Origin of the sequence: Rhodovarius lipocyclicus (assembly GCF_009900765.1) — a bacterium.
Classification (GTDB): domain Bacteria; phylum Pseudomonadota; class Alphaproteobacteria; order Acetobacterales; family Acetobacteraceae; genus Rhodovarius; species Rhodovarius lipocyclicus.
Genome location: NZ_JAAABL010000085.1, coordinates 1 through 3,483, shown reverse-complemented (window position 1 = coordinate 3,483; position 3,483 = coordinate 1). Strand labels below are relative to the sequence as shown.

The window sequence follows — 3,483 nt, the reverse complement described above, 5'->3', positions numbered from 1 at the left end:
CGGGCGCGGGGCCGGGCTGGCTGGGGGCCGCCTGGGCGGGCGCGGGCGCCGCATCGGCCAGCGCCACATTGTCCTGGCGGGGCGCGAAGGCGCCCGCGGGCCCGGCGAAGGCGACCGCCACCGGCAGGCGGCGCGCCGCCTCGGCCAGCTGGGTGAACTGGCTGGACTGCATGGGCACCAGCCCGGGCAGCTGGCGTTCCGCCAGGCCGCGCAGCCGGTCCTGGTCGTTCAGCCGCGCCCATTCGGCCTGCAGGTTCTGGGTGCGCTCCTGCGCTTCCTCCGTCTGGCGGCGGATGTCGCGCAGCTGGCCTTCCAGCGCCTTCACCGATTGCTTGACCTGATAGGTGTGGCTGGCCGCCAGGGCCAGGCCCAGGGCGCCGACAAGGGTGGGAAGACGGATGATCATGCGGCCTTGTCCTCCGAAGCGGGGAGGCGGGTGATGGCGCGCAGCCGGGCGGAGCGGGCGCGGGGATTGTCCCGCGTTTCCGCATCGCCCGGGCGTTCGGCGCGCTGGGTGAGAAGCTTGAACGGGCTGGGGGCCGCGCGCCCCATCAGCGCGGAGGGATCATGGCGCGACAGCCCCGGCGCGCGCCCGGCGGCCTGGTTCATCACGCGCTTCACGATCCGGTCCTCCAGCGAGTGGAAGGAGACGACGACGAGCCGCCCGCCCGGGGCCAGCAGCTTCAGCGCCGCCTCCAGCCCGCGTTCGATCTCGCCCAGCTCGTCATTCACCTTGATGCGCAGCGCCTGGAAGCTGCGCGTGGCGCCGTCGATGCCCGAGGGGTCGCGCGGGACGGATTTGCGCACCACCTCGGCCAGCGCCATGGTGGTGGTGAAGGGGCGCTGCGCCACGATGTTGCGCGCCACCCGGCGGGAGAAGCGCTCCTCCCCGTATTCCCAGATCAGGTCGGCCAGCTCGGCCTCGGGCAGGGTGTTCACCAGATCGGCGGCCGAGGGGCCGTCGCGGCCCATGCGCATGTCCAGCGGGCCGTCGGTGCGGAAGGAGAAGCCGCGTTCAGCGTCGTCCAACTGGAAGGAGGAGACGCCCAGGTCGAGCACCACCCCGTCGAGCGCCGTCACCCCATGCTTGTGCATCACCTCCAGCATGTCGCCGAAACATGCATGCAACAGGGTGAGTCGCCCAGGGAATTGCGCCAGCAGGGTCGCGCCGCGCTGGATGGCCTCGGGGTCCCGGTCCAGCGCCCACAGGGTGGCGCCGGTGTCCAGGATGGCGCGGGCATAGCCGCCGCCGCCGAAGGTGCCGTCCAGGTGGCTCTCGCCGGGGTGGGGGGCCAGGTGGTGCAGCACCTCGGCCAGCATCACGGGGATATGGCCGCTCATGCCACACCCCGCCGGGCGGTGGCGCGCGCCTGCATGCGCTGCCGGGCGGCCTCGATCATCGCGTCGGCGGCCTGCGGTTCCCACAGTTCGAAGATCTGGTTCTTGCCGAGGAAAGCGATGCTGTCCTTGATGCCGGCGAAGCGCAGCAGCCCTTCGTCCATCACCAGCCGGCCCTCATTGTCCGGCGCGGCGTCCACGGTATCGGCGTAGTTCACGTAGTAGCTGTCATCCGCGTCGTCATCGGTGAAGTCATTGGGGGTGATGGCCGGAATGTCGTGCGCGAACAGGTTCGCGGGCCAGGCCTCGATGCAGTTGTGGCGGCTGGAACGGCGCAGGACCAGCCCCTGGCCGGACAGGACAGACCTGAACGAGGCGGGAACCGAGACGCGCTTCTTCGCGTCCAGCCGGTTCACGTAGCGGCCGCGGAACTGCCCTCCGATGGGTGGATTGCCCTCCGCCGCCATGACCTTCCGCTCAACCCCCTGCCGATAAAGCCGCCTGGGGGAATGGAAGGAGAGACGCGAGGAAGGGCGATGGCTTCCCGCTCGGGAAAGCTCGCCGGTGGAGCCCCCCGACCCCACCGGCTCGCCCTACCAGCCCAGAACTGTGGATCGCTCGCCCCCCCGAGCGCGCTGCATCCGCATTTGGGCTTCCATGGTTCTAGATGGGAAAGTCTGGGCAAGCAAGGGAAAAAGCGACTCTCTGATGGAATCTTGCGGCCTGTGAGGTTGTTTGTTTTCAACAGGTTAATCGGAGGTGGGGCAGGGTGGGGCGTTTTCCCAGCCGGAAGCGTCTTGCAATTTCAGGTTGTGGAATGTTCCGCGAATGCACGTTACCTGCCCCCGGCGCAAAAAAGGGCACCGGGCGCAGGCCCGGTGCCCCCAAGGGCCCGCCTCGTGCGGCTGGATCAGTCCAGCGTCAGGCCGCGCGCGCGGATGAATTCGCCCCAGATGCGGCTCTCATTCTCCAGCCGCGCGCGGAAGGTGGGGGCGTCGGAGAACAGGGCCTCCAGATCCGCGGCCGCCAGGCGCTGGGTGAAGACGGGTTCGCGCAGGGCGGTGTGCACGGCGGCGTTGATGCGCGTGACGGCGGCATCGGGCATGCCCGCCGGGCCCATCAGTGCGAACCAGCCGGGGATGACGGGGGCGTTGATGCCGGCCTCGGCCTGGGTCGGCACATCGGGCAGCACGGGCGCGCGCCCGCCTTCCCGCGCGACGGCCAGCGGCGTGACCTGCCCCGCGCGGATCGCGGGCAGCGCGATGCCGAGCACGGAGAAGCCCAGATCCACCTCGCCCGAGACCAGCGCCGTCGCCGCCTGGGGGGAGCCCGCATAGGGCACATGCGTCATCTGGACCCCGGCGCGGGAGGCCAGCATCTCCATCCCCAGATGGGTGGTGTTGGCGATGCCGGCGGAACCGAAGGTCAGCTTGCCGGGGTCGGCCTTCGCGCGTTCCACCATCTGCGCCAGGCTGGTGATGCCGCTCTTCTTGCTCGCCACCACCACGAAATTCGTGTTGGTCGTGGGCGCGATATAGGAAAAATCCTTCAGCGGGTCATAGGACAGGTGGCGGTACAGGTGCTGGTTGAAGGCCACCATCGACACGCCGGCCAGCATCAGGGTCTGCCCGTCCGGGCGCTGCTGCTTCACGAAACCCGCGGCGACCGAGCCATTGGCGCCCGGGCGGTTCTCCACCACGATCGGCGCGCCCAGTTCGCGCTGCATCGTCTCGGCCATCTGGCGCATCTGGATATCGCCCGAGGAACCGGCGGCCTGCGGCAGCACCACGCGGATGGGCCCGCTGGGCGACCAGGATTGCGCCAAGCCCAGCCGGGGCGCGGCCAGCGCGCCCAGCAAGGGAAGGGATCGGCGGGAAAGTGTCATGCGTCGGTTCCTTCTGACGGCGGCATCTGTCGTGCACGCAATAGGCCAGCCCAGGCGCCCATCGTCAATTTCGATGACATGTCAGAGGCGGCGCGGGACGTGCCGGGAAAGACGCCCGTCCTCAGGGGCTTCGCCCCTGTTCAGACTGGAGAGATGTTTGACAGGTGTACGGAGACATCCCTGACGGTTTTGAGATGGGGTGTTTCGTCCCTGAGGTCGAGTGTGGCGAGAGGAAATCGCGAGAAGAACACCTGCCATAC

Annotated in this window: 4 protein-coding genes; all 4 read right to left on the bottom strand. The window is 69.3% G+C overall.

Features of this window, described 5'->3' with window-relative positions:
- The coding region (ftsL, locus tag GT007_RS22020) for a cell division protein FtsL (RefSeq protein WP_408015564.1) at window positions 1-406 on the bottom strand (406 nt) is incomplete at its 3' end.
- Complete coding sequence (rsmH, locus tag GT007_RS22015) at window positions 403-1,341, bottom strand: 16S rRNA (cytosine(1402)-N(4))-methyltransferase RsmH (RefSeq protein WP_160123814.1); 939 nt, start codon at window positions 1,339-1,341, stop codon at window positions 403-405. The genes ftsL and rsmH, both read right to left, overlap by 4 nt.
- The gene (locus GT007_RS22010; protein WP_160123813.1) at window positions 1,338-1,805 is read right to left on the bottom strand and encodes a division/cell wall cluster transcriptional repressor MraZ; all 468 of its coding nucleotides are present in this window, start codon (window positions 1,803-1,805) and stop codon (window positions 1,338-1,340) included. The genes rsmH and GT007_RS22010 overlap by 4 nt, the downstream gene beginning before the upstream one ends.
- Window positions 1,806-2,248: 443 nt before the next feature.
- Window positions 2,249-3,223 (bottom strand): Bug family tripartite tricarboxylate transporter substrate binding protein, encoded by a 975-nt coding sequence (locus tag GT007_RS22005; protein ID WP_160123812.1) that lies wholly within the window; start codon window positions 3,221-3,223, stop codon window positions 2,249-2,251.
- Between the last annotated feature and the right edge of the window lie 260 nt (window positions 3,224-3,483).

Bases quoted from the DNA above. Each gene is read 5' to 3' on its own strand.
- rsmH (WP_160123814.1), bottom strand. From the start codon at position 1,341: ATGAGCGGCCATATCCCCGTGATGCTGGCCGAGGTGCTGCACCACCTG.
- GT007_RS22010 (WP_160123813.1), bottom strand. From the start codon at position 1,805: ATGGCGGCGGAGGGCAATCCACCCATCGGAGGGCAGTTCCGCGGCCGC.
- GT007_RS22005 (WP_160123812.1), bottom strand. From the start codon at position 3,223: ATGACACTTTCCCGCCGATCCCTTCCCTTGCTGGGCGCGCTGGCCGCG.